Source organism: Streptococcus sanguinis (assembly GCF_019929145.1).
In the GTDB taxonomy this organism is placed as follows: domain Bacteria; phylum Bacillota; class Bacilli; order Lactobacillales; family Streptococcaceae; genus Streptococcus; species Streptococcus sanguinis_U.
Genome location: NZ_JAHZOW010000005.1, coordinates 22,065 through 44,909, shown reverse-complemented (window position 1 = coordinate 44,909; position 22,845 = coordinate 22,065). Strand labels below are relative to the sequence as shown.

The following is a 22,845-nucleotide window of genomic DNA, read 5'->3' as shown; positions in this document are numbered from 1 at the left end:
TCTACTTTCCATTATAGTATAAAAGCAGTCTTATTGTAAATGCGCTTTCATTATTCACTGTGCTCTGCATCAAATCTTAGCGTCAGCACCTCATTTAAATGCTGATTATCATCTAGCAATTTAACAAAGAGAGTATTGGCTAATCTGCCCCAAGCTTGGTGTTGCTTCCTTTTATTGTAAAAGGAGAATTTCAAGTCCAAGGTATCTCGAATGGTCACAAACTCATAGAAGACCAGGAAAATAAAGCGATACATGAGGACAATCAAGTCTAGCAGTACCCGTGGCACATGCATGGCTTTAAAAAGCCGCAGCATCTGAGCAAAAGGCACCGTCAGGACAAAGAAATAAGTCGAAACCAAGGATGAATAGATGCGCAAGAGGATAAAAATGGTCTGCTGAACAGAAGATTGGCTGATGCCCAGATAGCCCTGACCTAAAGGCAAGGCCAGCAAGAGCTGCTCCTGACTGTTCTGATAGGTCAAGACAAAGGTCAAGAGACTAATCAGGATAAAGATACTGGCATGCAGATACCACTTCAGATAGCGCAGCCACGGAAGCCGAGCCACATAGCAAGTCAGAGGCGCCACCAAGACGATAAGTCCTAGCTGCAGACTCCTGACACCAGAAAAGCTGGCAGCTAACAAGAGCAGATAGATGACAAATTTATAAGCAACCGGCAGATTTTTCAGCCGATTTTGATAGGCGTATTTATCAATCGCAAACAAGTGGAGGTCTCCTTTCTAGCTTTGTTTTTACCATGCCCCCAGTACAGAGCAGCTCCGGTCCCAAACAAGCTGAATCGCTATCAAGAACCAGAGCTCTCTCATACTGTTGAAGGCTTTTATTTATGTTCAGAGTTTTCCTTTTGTTGGCCTTGCTTTTTCCCTTTGTGGTAGCCAATGACATAGAAGATGATACCCGCTCCGATACTGCCTTGCAGGGTGAAGAGCAGACTTTCTACTTCCGGACCTGCTGGCTCAAAAATTGGTGAAAACCAAGGCTCATAGTCCTTTTGGATAGAGCTAATGGTTTTTTCAGCAGCGTCATCTGTTCCACTGTATTCCACACCCTTAGGTGCAAAGATAAAGGCAGCTAGAGTGACTGCTACTGCAGCCAAGATTAAGATGATATTCTTGTATTTTTTCATTTGAACAGACCTGCTCTTTCTTTGACATTTTCTGAGATTAAGTTATAGAGGACAACTGTCAGCAATCCTTCTACGATAGCGATTGGGATTTGAGTGGTCAAGAAGACACCCATGAATTTCAGTGCAGAACCAACAAAGCCACTGTTAGCATCAGGGAAGACCAAACCGAGCTGGATAGAAGTTGTCGCATAAGTCGCCAAGTCCGCAATCACAGCACAGATAAAGATCGAAACCGGTGTAGAAAGCTTGATAGATTTAGCAAACTTGTAGACGAAATAACCAACAAATGGACCGACCACTGCCATCGAGAATGCATTGGCACCCAGAGTTGTCAAGCCGCCGTGAGCCAAGAGAAGGGCTTGGAAGAGCAAGCAAATGGTTCCCAAAACGCTGATAACGGATGGGCCAAACATAGCTGTCCCCAGACCAACCCCGGTCGGATGCGAACTAGATCCTGTAACAGACGGAATCTTCAAAGAAGACAGGATAAAGATAAAGGCACCGGACAAGGCCAGCATAGTCTTGGAATTTGGATCCTCTGCAACAATTTTCTTGATGCGCATCAAGCCTACTACAAAGAAAGGCAGGAATACGGCGAACCAGAAGATACACCAAAAGAGCGGAAGATAGCCTTCCATGATATGCATAGCTGACACAGACTGGGTACTCAGTACCGCCAAAATAGCCAGCAAGGCAACAAAAGTTACTTTTTTATTTTTTAATAGTTTCATGTTTTTTTCCTTTTCTAAGAGCCTGAGCTCACAAGAATGAATCTTCATCCTTGAACATAGACTCTGATTTTAAAAAATCTTCTTTTTCACGAGGAAGGTAGTAAAATAAGGCAGCTTGGTTTCTGGTGTGATTCCTTCGAGACCCAGCAGAGTCTGCTGCTTGTCCGTCGAAGAGTTGCTAACCATAAAAGTCTGCTGCAAGAGACCGAGCTTTTCAAGCAGAGGCAGGACTGTATCCAGGTGATTGGCTACCTTCATGATCACAATCGAGTCATGCAGCTCAAGCGCCGCCTCGATCTTCTCAGCTGAAGCCGTAGCCGGCATGACCGCCAGAGACTCCTCATCCATGGTCAGGGGCTGACCTAGCTCAGAAGCCATGCTGCAGAAAGAGGTGATACCAGGGATAGTCTGACAGTCGATTTCCTTTTCCAGCAGGGCCAGCAGGTAACTGTAAGTGCTGTAGACCATGGGATCCCCCAGTGTGATAAAGCCGACATTCTTGCCAGACTTGACATCCTCTGCTATTTCAGCAGAGATGGCCTGCCACTGGACTTCTTTGGTCGAATTGGAACGGACCATAGGGAAATGCCGCTGCTTGATTTCCAGATGCTCTTTTAGGTAGGGTTCTGCAATGCCTAATGCAAAGCTCTTGCTCCCCTTCTTAGCCTCTGGTGTATAGAGAATATCTAAGTCTTCCAAAAGCCGACTGGCCTTGATAGTGACTAGCTCGCTATCACCTGGTCCCACACCAATTCCGTAAAATTTTGCCATTCCTTCCTCCTATTCGATGATTTCTTCTAAATGCTGGATGTAGAGCTGCTGAACCTCAGGATATTCGCCCAGACCGACCAGATGGGCCTTAACCTCATATCCCTGCTCCTTGAAGAAGTGATACCAAGAACCTTCCTCATCTGAGCTCATATCATTGGTCGCGTGGTCGCCTGCTACCAGCATGAAAGGTGCCAGATGCACTTCTCGGGCGCCCTCTTTCTTCAGTTCCTGCTCAATCAGCTCAACTGGAGGATAGCTCTCTACACAGCCGACATAGACTGAGCTTCCCTTCAGCATATGATCCAAGGCCGCATAAGCTGTAAAAGCATAATGCTGGCTGCCGTGGCCCATCAGAACTGTTGCTGCATCCTGACCCTCATGGCCATACCGTTCCAGCAGAATATCCTTGACAGCCTCATAGTCTTCCTGGCTGTTGAGCAGAGGCTTGGCAACGACCAGCTTTTTAAAAGCTGATTCAAACTCTTTGGCTTGGGTAAGAATCTTCTCATACTCGCTGCCCAAAATGACATGGAGAGGCTGGATATAGACCACTTCAGTACCCGCTTCCAAGAGCTGCTCCAAAACCTCTTTGACCGTAGGGATATCTAGCCCTTCCTGCTTCTTAATCCGCCGTCTAACGACATTGGAGGTAAAAGCTCGATGGACCGGATAATCTGGAAAATGTTCCTGAATGGCCTGCTCACAAGCCTCGATTGTTTTTCGTCTGGTCTCGGGATAGGTTGTTCCGAAACTGACTACTACTATAGCTTTACTCATGACCCGTATCCTTTCAGAGAATTTCCCGACATTTGTCAATGATGGAAGCAATAGTCGCTTCATCTGTCTCAACAATCTTGCTAAAGCCTGCTTCCTCTAAAACAGCCCGCGTGCTGGCACCCATGACAACGATTGGAACATCCTTCCAGTCATATCCAGCTTCTTGACTGGCTGCGACAAAGTTCATGGCCGCAGCAGAGTTCGGAAGACAGACAACTTCAATCTCTGACCAATTGTCACTGCTAATCTGACTGTCAAAGGCCAGTCTGTGACTAGCAATAATCGGCAGCGAATAGAGTTCTGCCAGACTGGCTTTCTTATGCTCAGCTGTCAGAATATACCAGTTGCCGCCTTCTTTTTCAAGAGCAGCTGCAAAATCCGTATCCGACTGCTGAGGCGTCATCCGATCCAGCACAATCCCGCTCGCTTCGATAGATTTAGCCGTATGATGACCGATAGCTGCAAAGCGAATATGCGGCAGACTGCGCAAGTCTTTGCCTGCCTTGCGGAGGGCTTTCAAGAAGAGAGGCCAGCTCTGCATATCTGCAAAGAGGAGACCGTCTACTTTCTCCAAGTCCGGCAGCTGCAATTCTAACTCTTCAACCAAATCTCGAGCAGGGAAAGTAGTCAGCGCAGCTCCAGCATCCCTGAGCAAGCGAGGAAGCCTGCCCGTCTCTGACTGCTGAATAAGGATTTTCCGGCCGAAAAGCGGCAGATTCTCATGGAAATTCAGCTGTTCTCTATAGGCCACGACATCACCTACCACGATGACACTCGGTGCCTTAAAGTCCTTAGCTTCTGCTAGTTCGACTATGTTCCCCAAGGTTCCGTCCACCGAGCGCTGCTGAGGATGGGTTCCCCATTCAACGATGGCGGCTGGCTTGTCCTTGCCATAGCCTCTAGCCGTCAGCTCTTGGACGATGGAAGGCAGATTTTTCATACCCATGAGGAAGACCAAGGTTCCTTTGAGCTCAGAAATTGCTTCCCAGTTGAGCATTTCTGTCTCATCCTTGAGATGGGCTGTAAAGACATGGAAACTAGTCGCTACATCTCGATAAGTCATAGGAATCCCTGCATAGGTCAAACCAGCCACAGCAGAGGTGATACCTGGCACCACTTCAAAGTCCACGCCAGCTTCCACCAGCTTGACTCCTTCTTCTCCGCCTCGACCAAAGATATAGGGATCACCGCTCTTGAGGCGGACTACCCGCTTACCCTGACGGGCTTTTTCGATGAGAATCTTTTCAATCTCTTCCTGTCGGATGCAGGGCTGGCCTGGCTTTTTGCCGACATCTATCTTTTCGCAGTCAGACTTTAGATGCTGAAAGAGCTCCTGATTGACCAAGCGGTCAAAGACCAAGACATCTGCTTCTTGAAGCCGTCTCTTGCCTTTGAGGGTCAGCAACTCCGCATCGCCAGGGCCTGCTCCCAGTAATGTTACTAAACCGGACATTTTTTCTCCTTTTATTAGCTATTTTGTCAGATAGGCCTCTAGCTCTTCTAATCTAGAAACCATCTGCGGATAGGCCACAATTGGCCGAGAGATGATAATGCAGTCCATCCCCAGCTCTTGACAGCCATCAATCTTTTCACGAATACCACCGACGGTACCGCTCTCCTTGGAAACAAAGACATCTGCTCCCGAGCGCAGCAAGAGCTCTTTATTGCACTCTTTGGAAAATGGAGCCTTAATCGCATCGATCTGATCCGCTACTAGTCCCAGACTTTCACAGGCTAGAAGCACCTCTGAAGTCGGCAGAACGCGAACGACAATCCGCTGCTCTGGCAGACCCTTGACAAAGAGTGGCAAGGTCTTGCTGCCTGTTCCCAGATAGACTGTCTTGTAGCCGCGCTTGGCAATCTCATCAATCGCTTCTTGGGTCGAATGCACCACGATGGCCCCGCTCAAATCCAAGGTCGCCTGACGCTCAAAGCGCAGGTAAGATACACCGGCCATCTCTGCCGCCCGAATGGCTTCCTTGGAAACAATATCCGCAAAAGGATGGGTCGCATCAATGATTTCATCCACATCATTCTCTTTGATGAAGGCAACCATATCCTCGGCTGTCAGCCGGCCCTGAATGACCGGCTGGCCGAACTTGGAAGCCAAGTGCCGGCCGTAGTCTGTGACAACAGAGCTGGTCACATCAATCTTTAATCGGTCAAGCACTTCTAAAATAGCGGTGCTATCAGATGTCCCTCCCAGCAGTAATTTCATCATAAAGTATATCCTCGAGGTGTAATCATGCGTCCGTTTTTAACATAAGTTTCTTTGTTACCAACGATAACGATTGTCGTCATATCTACTAAAGTCTCATCCAAGTCTTTGATAGTCGTCAAGATGATTTCCTCATCCTTACGGCCAATGTCCTTACCGATACCGACAATGGTATCCTCTGACTTGTACTCAGACATGATAGAAAGTGCTTTTGTAAGATGGTCTGGACGTCCCTTACTCCGAGGGTTGTAGAGGCAGACTACAAAGTCACCTTGAGCTGCGGCATGCAGACGCTTCTCAATCATTTCCCAAGGCGTCATCAAATCACTCAGACTGATGTGACAGAAGTCGTTCATGAGGGGAGCACCCATAACTGCAGCAGCACCCAGACTAGCTGTAATACCTGGAACCACTTTAACTTCTACATCACTAGCATCTCCCAGCAATTCTAAAATCAAGCCAGCCATTCCATAGACTCCGGCATCTCCACTAGAAACAACTCCGACATTTTTGCCAGTCTCTCTAGCCAAATCAATGGCCTTTTGACAACGGTCGATTTCCTGGCGCATTCCATTCGCTACGAGCTCCTTGTCCTTGACCAAATCAAGAATCAACCGCATATAAGTCGAGTAGCCGACGATAATTTCACAATCTGCTATAGCAGCCAATGCTTCTTGCGACATCAATTCTTCTTTACCTGGGCCTAATCCGATAACGTATAACATATATTTTTTCTCCTTTATGGGTATGATAAAATTGTATAAGGGCAGTTGGTTCATAAGACCGTCTGCTCTTTTTGATTTACTTTTTGGTTATTGCTTTTGCAAGCGCATAGGTACAGCCGTTCTTGGCAAAGCGCTCTGTCAGGACTTGACCCTGACTGGCCAGATCTGCGCTGGCCAAGGCGACACTGCCGACTCCGACTGTCTTTTTGACAAATTCTGACTGAGGATAGCGGTCTGCTACGACAGACAGTTCTTCCTTGCTAAAGGTTTCAAAGGGACAGCCCAATTCCTCAGCCAAGGCCAGAATAGCAGCTTCATCCTTCTTGACATCAATGCTGACGATTTTGGAAATCTCACTGGCAGAAATCCCCTGCTGCTGACAAAATTCCTCAAAGCCTTCTCGGAAGACAGCAGGAGCCACATCTTTCCTAGCACCAACTCCTAAGATATAAGGTTGAGGATAGATGAGAGCCAGGTTTTCTCTTTGAATGTCCTTTTTTTCAGTAGTCAGCAGAATCAGCGGTTCACTTCCCTTGAGAACAGCCGCCAGTTCTTCCTCATCCACCAGAGTCAGACCGCGGAGGTCCGTAACCCAGTCCTTTTCCTGATAGAAGTAGACTTTTCGGCCGCTTCCTAGATAGCTGTTGAAAGGTTTGATGAACTCTCTCAATTCTGGCCGCCAGCCATTGACTGATTGAGCCAGATTGTCCAGAGCTGTTACATTCTGCACATCTGTCGCTGTCGTGATAACAGGATTTGAACCGAGCAATTCTGCGATGTCTAGCGCCACTTGATTGGCTCCGCCTAGATGTCCGCTCAGCAGACTGATGACATTCGTCGCTTTCTCATCCATGACAACCACTGCTGGGTCAGTCGCCTTGTCTTTCAAGACTGGTGCAATAGCTCGCACAACCGCCCCGATAGCCATGATACAAATGAGAACATCCACTTCCTGAAAGAGCTGACCAAGCGCCTCAACCACTCGTCCTTCGATAGCAATGACCCTGTCATCTGCCAATCGAGGCGTCGTATAGATAGGGATTTCCTTGCCCAGCTTCTCCCGCAGAGTCAGAGCCAAGTCCTTACCTACCGCTGTCACAGTTGCAATGGCATAGCGGGCTTGAGAATCACTTGGCATGGCTGCTCTTCCCCCGTCTGAACTCATGCTGAAAATCCGCATGGTAGAGCTTGGAATAGTAGAATTCCTGACCTAAAAAGTCACCGACCAAAATCAAAGCTGTCTTTCTAATCTTAGCTTCCTTGACTTTCTCAGCAATGTTTGTCAAATCGCCAAAGACCTTCTTTTCATCCGGCCAAGTAGCCTTGTAAATAACAGCCACAGGCGTTTCTGGAGGATAGCCACCCTCGATCAGCTCACTGACGACCTTTTCAATGCCTTGAACAGACAGGAAGATAGCCATAGAGGTCCGATGCTGAGCATAGCTTTTCAGGGATTCCCTATCTGGCACAGGCGTCCGACCAGCCATCCGAGTGATGATGAGACTTTGAGAAACCTCTGGTACGGTATACTCCGCCCCGATACTGGAAGCAGCTCCCAGAAAAGAACTGACGCCCGGCGTACAGTCAAACTCTATGTCGCGCTTCTTCATCTCTTCGATCTGCTCTCGAATGGAGCCATAAATGGAGAAATCACCCGTCTGCAGGCGGACTACATCTTTACCAGCCTTGACTCCAGCCTCCATGACATCGATGATTTCCATCAAGTGCATGCTGGCACTGTCGTGAATCTCAGCCCCTTCTTTACAGTAGTTCAGCAGGTCTGGATTGACCAAGGAGCCCGCATAAATGACCACGTCAGCCTCAGACAGCTGCTTGTAACCTTTGAGCGTAATCAGCTCCACATCACCTGGGCCAGCTCCAACAAAATGTACTTTGGACATCAATTAGCCTCTCTTTCTTTTTTCTTACAGGAAACGATAATGGTCGGATTCTGAGGCTTAAAGTAGTGCCCCTTACCTATACCTGTCCAGCGACTAGCCTGAACTGATACAATCTCTAAATCCTCCCAGTCCATCTGTTCCGCTATTTGAGCTGCTTCCAGAGCATTTTCCAGCAGGATAAAGTTCAAGACCAGCCGACCGCCCGGCTCCATGAGCTGGGCACACCAGTCGAAAATCTCCTGCATATTGCCCCCGGTCCCTCCGACAAAAATAGCATCAAAACTACCATCAAGCTCAATCGGAGCCAGTCCTTGATGGAGACGGACATTGTGGCAGCCAAAGTGCTGGATATTCTCCTGCGTCAAGGCCACCGCGTCTTCATTTCGCTCCACTGCCACCACTTCCAGTTCTGGATAGGTTCGGGCTGCCTGAATCGTAACACTGCCAGTTCCAGAGCCGACATCCAGCATGCGCTTGGCCCGATGCAGCTCCAACTTATCCAAACTGATGGCTCTGACTTCTTCCTTAGTCATAGGGACTTTAGCCCTGATAAATTCCGAATCCCTCATCTAACACCACCACCACATTCATTTCATATTCTCTATCTTCTACCTCATTCGCAGGCAGAATGGTAATACGCTCGTCTTCATAACTCAGCTGCTCACCGATGACCAACACCTTATCTAAGCCTCTTTTAACGGCCTCTTGAGCAATCTCGTAGGGGCCTACTTTCTGATCCGTCACCATAAAGACTTTTGACAGACTCATAATCAAGTCAAAGTTAGGCACCTTAGCATGACTGCTCGTCAGATAAGCGTCGTTCATAGGCAGGGCAATTCTGCTGGCCAGATACTGCATGGCGCTGATACCAGGCGAGATAACCACACGCCCCTTGAACTTCTCTGACAGCCATTTGCCCAAGCCGTAAATCAGGGGATCGCCTGAGGCCAGATATAGAATTTCTTCATCCTCACCAAAGCTTTCCAGCAATTCTGCCAACGCAGCTAATTTTTTAGGAGGGACCAAACCCTTATCCCGATAAGCCGGCGGCAAAATTTCCAGATGCCGCTCGCTGCCCAAAATGCGGTCAGCCTTCTCAAAATAGGCTTCCTGTCCCAGAAGACCATAGCTCGGATCTCCCGGACCAATTCCGATAACATAAATCATGTCCATTCCTCCTTTATCTGCTCTAAAGGCTGAGTCGATGCCAAATAGCCTTCCTCAGTCCCAAAGATGACCACTTCAATACTGACTTCTGGCTTACGATAGCGGAGCAGACGCTCACTTCTAGCCTTGATCTTATCCGCCAAGACCTGATAGACACCCTCATAAGAAAATTCCTTAATGGCTGTTCCAGCTGCCTCGGTCGTCAAGCACTTGTCAACCTTTTCCAGCAGCTCAATAGGCGCCCCCATCAGGGCTAGATTAGCCACCAGCGTTTCCATACGAGCATCCGAGTCCTTGCTGTGGGTAGAGAAAATCCCAGCCGCCACTTTGACAAACTTGCCCATGTGACCAATCATCAAAACCTTGGTAAAGCCGATGCGCTGCACTTCTTTGAGGACATGACCGACAAAGTTACTCATATTGACGATGCGCCCAGCTGGAATCCCCACAGTATTAGTAGCAAAGTCTTCACCATAGTTCCCCGGTACCAAGACGACTGAACGATGTCCTTGATTGTAGAGCATGGTTAACTCAATCGTGATGGACGCCTTCCAGCTGTCCTCGGACATTGGATTGACAATCCCTGTCGTTCCCAAGATTGAAATGCCGCCGACAATGCCTAATCTGGAATTGTAGGTCAGCTTGGCCGTTTCTTCGCCGCCAGGAACAGAAATGATGACCCTCGCCCCACAGTTGGGACCGATAATCTCACGGACATGCTGCTCAATCATCCGTCTAGGAGTCGGATTGATGGCTGCCATGCCGACATCACAGGCCAGCCCCTTCTCGGTCACGCGCCCAACGCCCTGACCACCGTCAATCTCAATTTCCGTCTGATCTGGCAGAAGGGTCACAGTCGAATAAATCAAGAGGCCGTGCGTCGCATCTGCATCATCGCCGCCATCTTTTTCAATGGCCGCTGTCGCTTCTTCTGGCCCGAAGGAAGGATTGTGAACATCCATGGTCACTTCCACACCTGAAGCCGTATGCACAGTAACCTTTTCTTCCCTTTCCTGATTTAAAATCATGCTCAAGGCTGCAACAGTCGCTGCCGTTGCACAAGTACCAGTTGTAAAACCTTTTCTTAATTTCTTTCCATTGACATAAGCGTATTCATCCATCATTAGCCCTCTCCTTTCTCCGGAGCCTGCTTTTTATCTGAAACACTGTAACGTTCATAGTCTGTAGTGTCGAGCTTGAGCTGGTAGAGGATGGCATTGACCACAGCTGCTGCGATGGTACTGCCGCCCTTTTGTCCCAACGCTGCGATAGAAGGCACCGAACTTTCATGCAGTTTGAGCTTGGATTCTGCCGCTCCGACAAAGCCGACTGGAACTCCGACAACCGCATCCGGCTGCAAGCTCCCCTCTTCGACCATATCCAAAACCTTAAAGATAGAAGTTGGAGCATTCCCAAAGACAAATAGTTTTGGACCGTCCACTTTAGCTGCATATTCTACAGCGGCCATGGAGCGAGTAATTCCTTTTTCCTTAGCTTCCTGAAAGACTGCTGGCTCATTGACCAGACAACGGTAGGAAACACCTAGATCATCTAGCAATTTCTTATTAAAACCGCCCAAGACCATGGTTGTATCTGTAAAAATGGTACCCTTGTTTCGGAGGACGTAGAGGATTTTCTCAATAACCTGATTGGAAAACTTGATATTGTAGAGGTAGTCAAAGTCTGCACTAGTAAAGACAACCCGCTTGAGCACTGCCTCTTCAAAAGGATCCGAAAAATGAATATCTGGATGCTCTTGGTCAATAATTTCCTGAATCTTGCTGAAACTAGCTTCTTCAATCTTGTGCGCTGCTTTTAGATAGGACATCTAGTTCTTTCCTCCTTCTTTACTGGATGGTGTAGAATAACGGACATAGTCATCTGTCACCACTTCTCTCAGCTGGTAGATAATGGCATTGACAATGGCTACTACAATGGTGCTGCCGCCTTTTCTGCCGAGATTGACAAGGGCAGGAAGACCTGACTGAAGCAGTTCTTCTTTTGACTCTTCGACATTGATAAAGCCGACTGGAACCCCAATCACTGCATCTGCTTCTACCAATCCCTGCTCTGCTAGCTCAATCAGGTAAGATAAAGCCGTAGGAGCACCACCGAAAGCAAATACTTTAGGCCCTTCAATCTTAGCTGCTATCTCAACAGCCGCCATAGCTCTGGTAATCTGCTTTTCCTTGGCCAGCGCAACCACTTCTTCATCGCTGATTAAACAGCGGTAGCCCACACCCAGCTGGTCCAGCACGCGCTTGTTAATCCCATTGAGTGAGATATTAGAGTCTAGAAGGATAGTCCCCTTAGCTCTGATTACCTCTTCAATTTTTTTAAGGACATCGTGCTCAAAGCGCATGGTATAGAGATAATCAAAATCTCCCGTCGTATGGATTGCCCTCTTGATGATGGATTCTTCCATTTCCGAATGGAAGACATAATCAGGATCTTTTTCAGTAATCATAGACTGAATAATTTGAAAGCTCTTTTCCTCGATAGAGGAAGGGTTTTGGATATATGTCATAGTATACTCCTAGAAATATGCTTGCATTACTAAATAAAAAAGAGTGAACAAGATTAAACCTGTCATGTTACTTGTATAAAGCAGAGAGATCGCCGTCTGAATATCATCCGCCGCAACCGGTCTGGAAGCCTCTCCTATGCTTGGCTTCTCAATCAGCTCTCCATGATAGACGTGCGGTCCGCCCAGCTGAATGCCCAGAGCTCCAGCTACAACTGCCTCCGAAAAAGCACTGTTGGGACTGGCATGCTGGTAGCGATCCCGCCAGCCAATTCGCAACGCCCCCTTGAAATCCAGCAGTAAAATCTGACTGCTGAGAATCAAGAAAAACCAAGTCAAACGCGCAGGAATCAGATTAGCCAGATCATCCATCTTTGCGGATATCAAGCCGATTTTGCGGTATTTCTCCGTCTTATAGCCTACCATAGAGTCTAAGGTGTTGATGGCCTTATAGGTCATGGCTAGAATGGGTCCGCCTAGAAAGAGGCAGAGCAGAGGGCCGATAACCCCGTCACTGGTATTTTCAGCCACCGTCTCAATCGTCGCCTTGCTGATTTCCTCTGGTGTCAGCTGGGAAGTTTCACGGCCGACAATCATACCAACTTGCTTTCTAGCTTCTTCCAAACTACCAAACTTGAGCGTATGGTAAACCTCTTGGGCCTCAAAAGCCAGACTTTTAGCCGCCAGACTGGCATAGGCCAGATAGATCCAGACAATCCAGTAGAGGACCGGATGAACCAGACCAGCCAGCCAGAGCAGCCCGTAGCTCACTCCCAGCGCTAGTCCAACTGTTGTCAGCCAGAGGAAAAAGCCAAATAGATAGGGCGAAAACTGCCTTTTCTCCTGCAAACGCATACATAGATAAATATAGGAACCCATCCACTTAACTGGATGAGGCCAGCTATAGGGGTCGCCAATCAGCCAGTCCAGTAAAACGGCCAAAAAAATTGCAATGAGTGTCATATCAGTTCGCCTCTTTGATATAATTCAGCCAGTTGGCCAGCATCTGCTCATCCTGATAAAAATGAACATGCAGGTAGCTAGCAAAGGTCCGGTCCTTTTGATAACCGCCTGTCCAGGCAGCTACGACCTGACCGTCTCTAACCTTCTCTAGCTTGAGGACCGTATCTTCCTCCGTCTCAAATATTGAATGGTGAAACTCATGTCCTCTGACCGACGTACCTTTAGGACCAAAAAGACTGTCTACCTGCGTTTCTGCTTGGCAATAACCAAAGCTTTTCAGGCCGGGGGTCATCAGGCTCTTGCCCTTGAAAATTCCAACCATTTCATAGACCTGCTCATCTACTTCCAGTATCTCTCCCAGATACATGAGTCCGCCGCATTCTGCGTAGATTGGCCGGCCCTGCTCGTGAGCTTTCTTAACCGAAGCCCGAAAGTCAGCATTTGCCATCAGCTCCTGAGCGTAGACTTCTGGAAAACCACCGCCAAAATAATAAGCATCTGCTGCTGGCAGTTCCTTATCTTTCAGAGGGCTGAAAGGTACCAGCTGGACATTGAGCTCTCTTAGAAAGTCTAGATTATCTTCGTAGTAAAAGTGGAAAGCATCGTCCAAGGCATAGGCCAAAGTCAAGGGCTGATCGTTGCGGATATGAAAAGGATTGGCCATCTGCTTATCGGGAAGTTCTGCCTTTTCCAGCAATCTATCTAGATTTATATACTTGGCTGCTGCCGCTCCCAAGTCCTCAAATCGACGGTCCAAATCATCCATTTCTACGTCAGGGATTAGACCCAGGTGACGCGATGGCAGCTCTGCTGTTGCATTCTTAGGCAGATAGCCCAACACTTCGACATCCGTGTAACGCTCAATGGCGCCCTTGATAAGTTCAAAGTGAGTCTGTGAAGCCACCCGATTGATAATGACCCCAGCAATATCCAAATCCGGATCAAAAGTCGCAAAGCCATGGACCATGGCAGCTGCCGAGGTAGATGTCGCCTTTCCATCAATAATCAAGACAACCGGAATTCCCAACTTCTTAGCAACAGAAGCAGAAGACGCACAGTCCTTGTCCGTTCCCAGACCATCAAAGAGCCCCATGACTCCTTCAACCACTGCCACATCAGCATCTCCATGCCATTTGTAGTAGGACCAGGCCAGGCTCTGATCGTCCGGTATCATAAAGCTGTCCACATTCCGCGACGGACGCTTGGTAATCCGACTATGATAAGCTGTATCAATATAATCAGGTCCTACCTTATAAGGCTGAACCTGATAACCTCTGTCTGCCAGAGCTTTCAAAATCCCTAGGGTAACTGTGGTCTTTCCGACACCGCTGGAAACACCCGCTAGCATAAATTGCTTCATCGCTTTACTCCAGATTCGCTGATAAAAAAAGTACTACAAAAAAAATAAGGAATTTTTATTTTTTTTGTAGCACCGTTGCTCACTTATATGTAGAGCAAACACCCCGTTGTGTTCGCTTCCAGTTCTTATATTAAATTTATTTTAATATAAAGCATAAAAACTGTCAAGTTTTTGATAGAGCATCTGCGAAAAAAGTCAGGATTTTAGAGCGTCTTCACTGAAAATTGGGCATTTTTTACAATTCTGTTAAATTTAAAAAAACATCAGGAAAAGGAACATTCCTGATGTTTTATTTGAGCATCAACCTGCATCTTCCTCTACAAACTGACTATTATAGAGGTCCGCATAGAAGCCATTCTGAGCCATGAGTTCATCATGGTTACCCTGCTCGATGATATTTCCATCGCGCATGACCAAGATAAGATCCGCATTACGGATAGTAGACAGGCGGTGGGCAATGACAAAAGAAGTCCGGCCTTCCATGAGTTTGTCCATAGCCTTTTGAATCAGCTCCTCCGTTCGTGTATCTACTGACGAAGTTGCCTCATCCAAGATCAAGAGCGGCGCATCTTTCAGCAGAGCACGAGCGATGGTCAGCAGCTGCTTCTGACCGACCGATAAGTTGACCGTGTCATCCAGCACTGTATCATAGCCCTGCGGCAGAGTCATGATAAAGTGATGAACACCGACCGCCTTCGCTGCAGCAACAACTGCTTCATCAGTCACATGCTCCTGATTGTAAATCAAGTTTTCCCGAATCGTCCCCTCAAAGAGCCAGGTATCCTGCAAGACCATTGAAAAGGCATCGTGAACCTCAGAGCGCTTCATATCCTTAATATCTATACCGTCAATGCTGATACGCCCTTTATTAATTTCATAGAACTTCATGAGCAGATTAACGATGGTCGTCTTACCAGCACCCGTCGGGCCGACAATGGCAATCTTCTGTCCGGCTTTGGCCTGGGCTGAGAAATCATGAATAATCGTCTGGTCTGGCTTGTAACCGAAGAAGACATCTTCAAAGGCAACATCTCCCTTGACAGCAGTAAGCTGCTGCTCTTTATGCTGGTCATCTTCCATCTCAGGCTCAGCCAGAAATTCAAGGACACGAACCAGTGCTGCGCCAGCCTGCTGCAAGACAGTGATTCCTTGCGCAATCTGTGACAAAGGCTGAGAGAAGGTCCGCACATAAACCATAAAGGCGACGATAATTCCGATACTAATAGAGCCATTAATCGCCAGAGCAGCACCTACCAAAATAACCAGCACATAAGCAAAATTCCCCGTAAAGAACATGAGCGGCATCATCATGCCAGAGATAAATTGAGACTTCCAAATACTGTTATAGAGATTGTGATTGAGAACTGCAAAGCGCTCCTTAGACTGCTCAATAGCATTATAGCTGGTAACGACATTATGACCGGAGTACATCTCCTCCACATAACCGTTTACCGCAGCCAGATCGTTTTGTTGGGCGGTGAAATAGCCCTGGGACTTGCCCATGATGAGACCGACAAAAACAAAGCCGAGTATAGTAGCCAAGATAGTTACCAAAGCCAAGATCCAGTTCATGAAGAACATGGTCAAAACCACAGCCACCAAGAGCAGGCTGGCAGAGATAACATTCCCCAGACTCTGGTTGAGGGATTGGCCGACCGTATCTACGTCATTGGTCACGCGCGACAGAGTATCCCCCTGAGAATGACCATCGAAATAGCCCAACGGCAACTTGTTAATCTTCTCCGCAATGGCCGTCCGCAGCCGCTTGGAGAAATACTGGATAACCGTACTGATGATAAAGGACTGACCATAGTTGAGCAGAGCTCCGACTGCATAGAGCACGGTCAGCAGAAGGGCAATCTGAGACACAGCTTTCAAATCAATGCTGGTAGCCAAACCATCAGAAATGAGATTGGTAATTTCTTTTAATTTATTTGGCCCATAGACCGTAATAATGTTTGACAAGACAGCTCCCACAAATGCCAAAGCAAGAGGAAGCTGGAAGCCTTTGAGATAAGGCCGTATCTGGCTAAATAATGAAGGCTTCTTATTTTCCATTTTCTAATTCCTCCTTGGATAGTTGTGAGTAGGCAATTTCTTGATAGACTTCGTTGCTGGCTAAGAGCTCTCTGTGGGTCCCTTGACCGACTACCTTACCAGCATCCAAGACCAAGATTTGATCCGCATCCATGATAGTAGAAATCCGCTGTGCCACGATTAGCTTGGTCATATCCTGCGTCCGCTCAGCCAGTTCCTTGCGCAAAATGCAGTCTGTCTTATAGTCTAGGGCTGAGAAGGAATCGTCAAAGATGAGGATTTCTGGCTTACGAGCCAAGGCTCTGGCAATGGCCAAACGCTGACGCTGACCACCAGAGAAGTTGGTCCCGCTTTGAGCCACTTCTGACTTGAGCCCTTTTTCCTTCTCTTGGACAAAGGGCTTAGCCTGCGCTAGATCAAGAGCATCCCACATTTTCTGCTCATCCAGTGGGCTTTCTTTGCTTTGACCGAAGTCCAGATTACTCTCAATATCGCCAGAGAAAAGCACAGCCTTTTGCGGGATGTAGCCGACCTTATTATGCAGATCTTCCAGCTGGTAATCCTGAACATTGACGCCATCTACCAGAATCTCTCCTTCAGTCACATCGTAGAAACGAGGGATGAGATTGACAAGCGTGGATTTCCCTGAACCAGTTGAGCCGATAAAGGCCACAGTATCACCAGCTTGCGCTGTAAAGCTGACATGTTCAATGACCGCTTCAGAATTCCTAGCATAGCGGAAGGACACATCTCGAAAGACCACTTCTCCCTTGCTATCTGCTGCCTTAGGATGTTCCGGACTGGTGATAGAAGAATGCAGATCCAGCACCTCATTAATCCGGCCAGCGGATACAATGGTCCGAGGCAGGACGATAAAGAGGGCACCCATGAGCAAGAAGCCCATCACAACCTGCATAGCATAGGACATAAAGACGACCATATCACTGAAGAGCGGGAGACGTTCCTGCAGCCCAGCCTCCTGAATCAAATAAGCACCAATCCAGTAAATAGCCAGTGTCAAACCGCTGGAAATCCCCATCATAACTGGGTTCATCATGGCCATCAGACGACCGATGAAAAGATTGAGTCGAGTTACTTCATCATTGGCCGCCGCAAATTTCTCATCCTGATAATCCTCAGCATTGTAAGCCCGGACCACGCGAATCCCAGTCAGACTCTCTCTAGTGACACTGTTTAGCTTATCGACCAAGCGTTGCGCAACTGACTGTTTGGGAAAGGCCAATGTCACCAAAACTACTGTCAGCAGGATATTGACTATAACAGCAATAAGAACTGCTATCAGCCAGTTCTCGGACTTGCCAATAATCTTGGTCATGGCCCAAATCGCCATAATCGGTCCCCTGGTCACCACCTGAAGCCCCATGGTAATTAAGGTCTGTACCTGGGTAATATCATTTGTCGTCCGAGTCAGCAGACTAGGGATTGAAAATTTCTTAATCTCCGTCTGCGAATAGTCTAGCACACGGTTGAAAATATCGCTCCGCAAGCTCTGGGTAAAGCTGGCTGCTATACGAGCGGCAAAAAAGCCAACCACAATAGCTGACAGCAAGCTAGCAAAAGACAGGCCGATCATTTTCAGACCTGGCTCCCACAAATCTGCCAAACCAGTCCCTGGTGTTTGCAGCAACTCTGTAATCGTCGAAATATAGGTTGGAACTTCTAATTCCAGATATACCGTTAGGAAGGTGAAGAGCACACTGAGAACAATCATGCTCACTTCCCTTACCGTCAGCCGTTTAAATAACTTAAACATCTTTCCCTCCATTTTCTAAACTTTCGATATTCTGATAAAACTTGGCCATGACTTGAGAAAAAATCAGCAGTTCCTGCTCAGAAACACCATTCAAAATAGAAAGGTTCATTTCATCAAAAAAGTCACGGATTTTTTTCATTCTTTCCTGCGACTGCGGAGTGAGACGGATATATTTAGCCCGCTTGTCTGTCTTGCTCGCTTCCAGCTGGATAAAGCCATTCTTCTCCATCCTTTTCATTAAGTTAGAGGCCACCGATTTGGAAATATCCAACTCCTGCTCAATATCCTTGATAAGGGTATCCTTCCCCTCTTCCATACGACAGGCGACAATATGCAAGACCTGCCCCTGAGGCCCAGCCATGGACTCAATCCCTTGCTCCTTGGCAAGCTTTTCCGCTATGAGATGAATCTTTCGTCCAAAACGCTTCAATTCCAGTAAAGGCTTATCCATACCTGTATCCTTTGTAAAAATAGTTTTCGTGAGAACTATTTTAACACAAGAAAAAAGAAAGTCAAGAAAAAAGTTTCCATGAGAACTATTTTTTCAACAAGAAAAAAAGCGAAGAAAATTTCTTCACCCTTCCTTTCAAACTGACAAACAGCCTAAAAATTGATTGGTCCCGCATTAAAATTTTGAAGAAGAAGCGAGGAATAGAGCCCCTCCAATGATAAGGAGAATGCCTGCAATCCAGCCTATAAATGGAATGGGCGCGATGTTGCTGCTTCCGACGATAAGGAGGACGCCCGCTGCGACACTGAAACGCATTTGACCTTTGTAATAAGCCAAGGAAGTAATTCCCAAGCCCAGAGCTGCCAATTTAATCACCGCTCCCAGTAAATTCAGGCCAGAATCACCTAGTAGGGCTGAAAAAGGAACAAAAAAGATATTCGAGAGCAGCAAAATAGTCCCTCCAATCAAACCAACCAGACCGCTTATCAGTGCTAAAGTTTTTGTTTTCATTTACATCTTGCCTCCTTCAATATTATTCTGCTAATTATCTCTAATTTTAGACATTTTTTGCAATTTTGTCAAATTTTTCTAAATGATAACCCCTTCCAAATGATCCAATTCATGCTGGCAGATTTGGGCAGGCAGGCCTTTCAAGGTCATGGTCTGCTGCTGCCAATGTTTATCCAGATAATCAATTGTGATTTCCTGATAACGTTGGGTAGGACGGCTTCCAACCAAGGACAGGCAGCTCTCTTCTGTCTGATAAGGGCCTGACTTAGAGCGCAGCACCGGATTAAACATGACTACCGGCACCAAACCATATAGAAAGATAATGACTCGCTTACGGACGCCAATCATATTGGCTGCGAGTCCTATACAGTTTTCTCGATTGGCCTGCAGAGTATCCTGCAAGTCTTGAGCCAGATAAAGGTCTTCTCTGCTAGCCTGCTCTGATGGCTGCTGTAGGAAGAAAATATCTTTGACAATTGCTTTTTCCATTACTTTTCCTCATAGAGAAGGGCCTGATAAATCAGACCCTATAAACTTATTTTGCGTGGCGCTCACTAACTTCTTTAGCCAGTACAAAGTTGCCAAGCGTTGCGGAGCCATTTCCAGCCACAGCCGGTGTCACGATATAGTCACGGACATCAGGGACTGGCAAATAGCCATTCAGAAGAACTGTGAATTTCTCACGAACCCGATCCAGCATGTGCTGCTGAGCCATAACCCCGCCACCGAAGACGATAACATCTGGACGGAAAGTTACTGTCGCCTGAATAGCCGCCTGAGCGATATAGTAAGCTTGAATATCCCAGACGGAACTATTGAGTTTAATGTTTTCCCCACGAACTCCGGTCCGTGCCTCTAAGCTTGGCCCAGCCGCCAATCCTTCCAAACAGCCATTGTGGAAAGGACAAACGCCATTGAACTCTTTTTCCACATCCATAGGGTGCTTCGCTACATAATAATGCCCCATCTCTGGGTGACCTGTCCCCCCTACAAATTCGCCTCGCTGGATAGCGCCAGCACCGATTCCTGTCCCAATCGTATAATAGACCAGATTTTCAATACGGCCACCAGCATTGTTGCGAGCTACCACTTCACCATAAGCTGAACTATTGACATCCGTTGTAAAGTAAATAGGCACATTGAGAGCCCGGCGCAGAGCTCCGACAATATCCACATTAGCCCAGTGTGGCTTAGGCGTAGTCGTGATAAAGCCGTAAGTCTTTGAGTTGGGATCAATATCAATCGGCCCAAAAGAGCCTACAGCCAGACCAGCTAGATTGTCAAAACGAGAAAAGAACTCAATCGTCTTGTCTAGCGTTTCAATAGGCGTGGTCGTTGGAAACTGTGTCTTTTCAACAACTTCAAACCGTTCATCGCCTACAGCACAGACAAACTTAGTGCCGCCCGCTTCCAAACTTCCATACAATTTTGTCATTATAAATCCTCTTTTAAAATTTGATTTCTACTCTATTCATTATAGCATATCTCTTGCAGACTTCTTGCTAAAAATAGTCTTTTAAAAGCTTTTTCAACAAGACTGCACTTATGACATAAAAAACGAACAAAAACTGATTTGTTCGTTTTCTAAATTCCATTAGGCTTTCACTTCAATAATTGCGTCACCTTTAGCAAGAGCTCCTTCTGCTACTGGAGTCACGGAAGCGTAATCAGCTGTGTTGGTAACGATGACCATAGTCGTATCATCCAGACCAGCAGCTGCAATTTTCTCAGCTTCAAATGTTCCCAGAACATCACCAGCTTTGACCTTGTCGCCTTGAGCAACCTTTTGGTCAAAACCTTCGCCGCCCATAGACACTGTGTCGATTCCGACATGAATCAGAATTTCAGCACCATTAGCTGTCTTCAAACCATAAGCATGGCCAGTCGCGAATGCAATCGTAACTTCTGCATCGGCTGGAGCATAAACCACACCCTCACTAGGCTTGATAGCAATTCCTCGTCCCATCGCTCCGCTAGAGAAAACAGGATCATCAACATCGCTCAAAGCCACTGCCTGACCAACGATTGGAGAGATAATTGTTTCGTCTTGGAGGGCAGCTGGCACATTACCAGTTGTTTCTTCCTCAACCAGTTTTTCAGTTTCGGCTTTTTCTTCAGCAGTTTCTTCGTCTTTGTAACCAAACAAATAAGTCAGAACAAAACTCAAACCAGTTGTCAAAACAACCATAAAGATATATTGCAACAATTGACCATTCAGGTAAAGGAGAGTACCTGGAATAATTGTGATACCGAAACTTGTACCTGCAAGCCCCATAATAGAAGCTAACCAACCACCAACGGCACCGGCACCCAGTCCAATTACAAAAGGTTTAACAAAGCGCAAGTTAACCCCGAAGATAGCTGGCTCAGTAATACCCAATCCTGCAGAAAGTGCTGCTGGGAAGGCAAGAGCCTTGAGTTTTTTAGATTTTGTCTTCACAGCTACAGCCAAAGTCGCACCAGCTTGAGCTGTCATAGCAGCAGTGATAATCGCATTAAATGGATCTTTCCCAGTTTGAGATACCAACTGAGATTCCAGTAAGTTGAAGATGTGATGAACACCAGTTACGACAATCAGCTGATGCACAGCACCGATAATCAATCCAGCAAGACCAAACGGAAGGCTAAGAAGGAACTCTGTTCCATTTAAAACATATGACTCTACAATGTGGAAGACTGGGCCAATCACAAAGAGTCCCAGAATAGACATGACAAGGAAAGTAAGGAATGGAACAAGAAGAAGATCCAAAACATCTGGAATTTTCTTGTGCAGCCATTTTTCAAATTTTGCACCAAACAAACCTACAAAGAAGGCTGGAAGCACAGAGTTTTGGTAGCCAACTACTGGAATAAAACCAAAGAAGTAAATTGGGTGAACTTTTGTTGCTGTAACTTCGCTGGTAAATTTCAAACTTCCTAGAACATCCATATTAGCAATTTTGTCTAAAATGTCCTTAGAAGGATCAACAGCAAATTTAGTAGCCTGACCAGCTACCTCCCAAGCATTTGGAAGTGCTGAGTTAACCATCATTAGGCCAAGAACCAAACCAATGATTGGGTTTCCGCCAAAAACTCTAAAAGCCGACCAGCAAATCAAAGCAGGGAAGAAAGCGAAGGCAGTATCAGTTAAGACTACTGTATAAGTATAGAAGTCAGTTGCTTTGAAAGCATCCGCAGTAGTACCAAACAAAGCTAAAACTTGATCCTGAGCAATTGCTCCACGAACTCCCATGAAAAGTCCTGTCGCAACAATAGCTGGAAGAATTGGTACAAATACATCACCAAATGTACGGATGGCGCGTTGGAACCAATTCCCTTGCTTAGCAGCTTCTGCTTTCATGTCATCTTTTGATGAAGTTGGTAATCCTAAGGCTACAACTTCGTCATAGATTTTATTAACCGTACCGGTACCAAAGATAATCTGGTACTGGCCTGAGTTAAAGAAGGCACCCTGAACTTTTTCCAGATTTTCGACAGTATTTTTGTCGATTTTACCTTCATCTTTAACCATCACGCGCAAGCGAGTCGCACAGTGAGCCACACTGTTGACATTCTCACGTCCGCCAAGGGCTTCGATGACTTTTTTTGCAATTTCAGTATTATCCATTTGCAAAAATCTCCTTATAAATATTTTTAACTTTTTGAAAGCGATTTTATCGCCTTTACGAATATTATTTTACCATGATTCAAAAATATGTCAAGCGTTTTGCAGAAAAAATATTTTTTCACTGTTAAATGTTGATTTTTCGTCGGAAAACGTTTACTATAGTAATAAGAAATAATATGATT

The 22,845-nt window shown here is 46.6% G+C and carries 24 protein-coding genes; all 24 read right to left on the bottom strand.

Annotated elements, in window-relative coordinates; translation table 11 throughout:
- Positions 1-50: 50 nt before the first annotated feature.
- On the bottom strand, positions 51-725 hold the full coding sequence (locus K1I94_RS09640; protein WP_002932250.1) for a CbiQ family ECF transporter T component: 675 nt from the start codon (positions 723-725) through the stop codon (positions 51-53).
- A gap of 116 nt (positions 726-841) precedes the next feature.
- A complete protein-coding gene (locus tag K1I94_RS09635; RefSeq protein ID WP_002896451.1) occupies positions 842-1,147 on the bottom strand; it encodes an energy-coupling factor ABC transporter substrate-binding protein in 306 nt (101 codons plus the stop codon).
- Positions 1,144-1,878, bottom strand: a complete 735-nt coding sequence (locus tag K1I94_RS09630; protein ID WP_002901131.1) for an energy-coupling factor ABC transporter permease — start codon at positions 1,876-1,878, stop codon at positions 1,144-1,146. Before K1I94_RS09630 ends, K1I94_RS09635 begins: the two co-directional genes overlap by 4 nt.
- 69 nt (positions 1,879-1,947) lie before the next feature.
- Positions 1,948-2,649, bottom strand: coding sequence for a cobalt-factor II C(20)-methyltransferase (locus tag K1I94_RS09625; protein ID WP_002910536.1), 702 nt, complete (start codon positions 2,647-2,649; stop codon positions 1,948-1,950).
- Positions 2,650-2,658: 9 nt separating this feature from the next.
- Positions 2,659-3,426, bottom strand: coding sequence for a sirohydrochlorin cobaltochelatase (locus K1I94_RS09620; RefSeq protein ID WP_223315181.1), 768 nt, complete (start codon positions 3,424-3,426; stop codon positions 2,659-2,661).
- Between the two features lie 13 nt (positions 3,427-3,439).
- Positions 3,440-4,879, bottom strand: coding sequence for a uroporphyrinogen-III C-methyltransferase (gene cobA, locus K1I94_RS09615; protein WP_223315180.1), 1,440 nt, complete (start codon positions 4,877-4,879; stop codon positions 3,440-3,442).
- Positions 4,880-4,897: 18 nt separating this feature from the next.
- Positions 4,898-5,647: a precorrin-6A reductase gene (cobK, locus tag K1I94_RS09610; protein WP_223315179.1), complete on the bottom strand. Its 750-nt coding sequence runs from the start codon at positions 5,645-5,647 to the stop codon at positions 4,898-4,900.
- Positions 5,644-6,369: a precorrin-3B C(17)-methyltransferase gene (gene cobJ, locus K1I94_RS09605; RefSeq protein ID WP_002896461.1), complete on the bottom strand. Its 726-nt coding sequence runs from the start codon at positions 6,367-6,369 to the stop codon at positions 5,644-5,646. Before cobJ ends, cobK begins: the two co-directional genes overlap by 4 nt.
- Before the next feature lie 76 nt (positions 6,370-6,445).
- Positions 6,446-7,507: a cobalt-precorrin 5A hydrolase gene (cbiG, locus tag K1I94_RS09600; protein ID WP_223315245.1), complete on the bottom strand. Its 1,062-nt coding sequence runs from the start codon at positions 7,505-7,507 to the stop codon at positions 6,446-6,448.
- Positions 7,497-8,270, bottom strand: coding sequence for a cobalt-precorrin-4 methyltransferase (locus K1I94_RS09595; protein ID WP_002896463.1), 774 nt, complete (start codon positions 8,268-8,270; stop codon positions 7,497-7,499). The genes cbiG and K1I94_RS09595 overlap by 11 nt, the downstream gene beginning before the upstream one ends.
- On the bottom strand, positions 8,270-8,839 hold the full coding sequence (locus tag K1I94_RS09590; RefSeq protein WP_223315178.1) for a decarboxylating cobalt-precorrin-6B (C(15))-methyltransferase: 570 nt from the start codon (positions 8,837-8,839) through the stop codon (positions 8,270-8,272). The genes K1I94_RS09595 and K1I94_RS09590 overlap by 1 nt, the downstream gene beginning before the upstream one ends.
- Positions 8,811-9,443, bottom strand: a complete 633-nt coding sequence (locus K1I94_RS09585; protein WP_125377357.1) for a cobalt-precorrin-7 (C(5))-methyltransferase — start codon at positions 9,441-9,443, stop codon at positions 8,811-8,813. Before K1I94_RS09585 ends, K1I94_RS09590 begins: the two co-directional genes overlap by 29 nt.
- Positions 9,434-10,561, bottom strand: a complete 1,128-nt coding sequence (gene cbiD / locus K1I94_RS09580) for a cobalt-precorrin-5B (C(1))-methyltransferase CbiD (RefSeq protein ID WP_223315177.1) — start codon at positions 10,559-10,561, stop codon at positions 9,434-9,436. Before cbiD ends, K1I94_RS09585 begins: the two co-directional genes overlap by 10 nt.
- Positions 10,561-11,265: a cobalt-precorrin-8 methylmutase gene (locus K1I94_RS09575; protein ID WP_002901146.1), complete on the bottom strand. Its 705-nt coding sequence runs from the start codon at positions 11,263-11,265 to the stop codon at positions 10,561-10,563. Before K1I94_RS09575 ends, cbiD begins: the two co-directional genes overlap by 1 nt.
- Positions 11,266-11,964, bottom strand: a complete 699-nt coding sequence (locus K1I94_RS09570) for a cobalt-precorrin-8 methylmutase (protein WP_223315176.1) — start codon at positions 11,962-11,964, stop codon at positions 11,266-11,268. It lies immediately after the preceding gene.
- A 9-nt stretch (positions 11,965-11,973) separates the two neighbouring features.
- Complete coding sequence (gene cbiB, locus K1I94_RS09565) at positions 11,974-12,924, bottom strand: adenosylcobinamide-phosphate synthase CbiB (protein WP_223315175.1); 951 nt, start codon at positions 12,922-12,924, stop codon at positions 11,974-11,976.
- A gap of 1 nt (position 12,925) precedes the next feature.
- Entirely contained in the window at positions 12,926-14,284 is a 1,359-nt protein-coding gene (locus tag K1I94_RS09560; protein WP_223315174.1) for a cobyrinate a,c-diamide synthase, read from the bottom strand.
- Positions 14,285-14,584: 300 nt separating this feature from the next.
- Positions 14,585-16,342 (bottom strand): ABC transporter ATP-binding protein, encoded by a 1,758-nt coding sequence (locus tag K1I94_RS09555; protein WP_223315173.1) that lies wholly within the window; start codon positions 16,340-16,342, stop codon positions 14,585-14,587.
- Complete coding sequence (locus K1I94_RS09550; RefSeq protein WP_223315172.1) at positions 16,332-18,095, bottom strand: ABC transporter ATP-binding protein; 1,764 nt, start codon at positions 18,093-18,095, stop codon at positions 16,332-16,334. Before K1I94_RS09550 ends, K1I94_RS09555 begins: the two co-directional genes overlap by 11 nt.
- A complete protein-coding gene (locus K1I94_RS09545) occupies positions 18,088-18,546 on the bottom strand; it encodes a MarR family winged helix-turn-helix transcriptional regulator (protein WP_002907197.1) in 459 nt (152 codons plus the stop codon). Before K1I94_RS09545 ends, K1I94_RS09550 begins: the two co-directional genes overlap by 8 nt.
- Before the next feature lie 174 nt (positions 18,547-18,720).
- The gene (locus K1I94_RS09540; RefSeq protein WP_002903845.1) at positions 18,721-19,056 is read right to left on the bottom strand and encodes a hypothetical protein; all 336 of its coding nucleotides are present in this window, start codon (positions 19,054-19,056) and stop codon (positions 18,721-18,723) included.
- A 78-nt stretch (positions 19,057-19,134) separates the two neighbouring features.
- The gene (locus tag K1I94_RS09535; protein ID WP_223315171.1) at positions 19,135-19,545 is read right to left on the bottom strand and encodes a peptide deformylase; all 411 of its coding nucleotides are present in this window, start codon (positions 19,543-19,545) and stop codon (positions 19,135-19,137) included.
- 46 nt (positions 19,546-19,591) lie between these two features.
- Complete coding sequence (scrK, locus tag K1I94_RS09530) at positions 19,592-20,491, bottom strand: fructokinase ScrK (protein WP_002907200.1); 900 nt, start codon at positions 20,489-20,491, stop codon at positions 19,592-19,594.
- A gap of 159 nt (positions 20,492-20,650) precedes the next feature.
- Entirely contained in the window at positions 20,651-22,663 is a 2,013-nt protein-coding gene (locus tag K1I94_RS09525; protein WP_223315170.1) for a sucrose-specific PTS transporter subunit IIBC, read from the bottom strand.
- Between the last annotated feature and the right edge of the window lie 182 nt (positions 22,664-22,845).